A 438-nucleotide genomic window follows, 5' to 3' on the forward strand; every position below is an offset into this window, starting at 1 on the left:
GAGGGGGGCGTACTTTTGCCGTTGCGATGAGTAAGGTTAGGCCCGGGGTGGTCGCGGAATCCTCACGCAGAGTTAAACAATTCGTGATAACTACACTGTTGCAAAAGCCGCACAATGCGCGAATCAAGAAGACAGGTTTTTATCAATGGATCAGCCTAAACGTGTCCTGGTGGTCGAGGACGATGCCCATATTGCCGATTTGATCTGCCTGCACCTGCGGGACGAGCAGTTCGAGGTGGTTCACAGTGCCGATGGTGACGAAGGCCTGCGCCTGCTGGAGCAAGGCGGCTGGGATGCGTTGATCCTTGACCTGATGCTGCCCGGCGTCGACGGCCTGGAGATCTGCCGGCGGGCCCGGGCGATGACGCGCTACACGCCGATCATTATCACCAGTGCCCGCTCCAGCGAGCTGCATCGCATCCTCGGCCTGGAACTGGG

Annotated in this window: 1 protein-coding gene; it reads left to right on the forward strand. The window is 59.1% G+C overall.

Annotated elements, in window-relative coordinates:
• Nucleotides 1-145 precede the first annotated feature (145 nt).
• Nucleotides 146-438, forward strand: a 293-nt coding sequence (locus tag HX817_RS31365) for a response regulator (RefSeq protein WP_256348764.1), incomplete at its 3' end; no start/stop codon positions are given.

This window comes from Pseudomonas sp. C6002, from assembly GCF_013385805.1.
Classification (GTDB): Bacteria; Pseudomonadota; Gammaproteobacteria; order Pseudomonadales; family Pseudomonadaceae; genus Aquipseudomonas.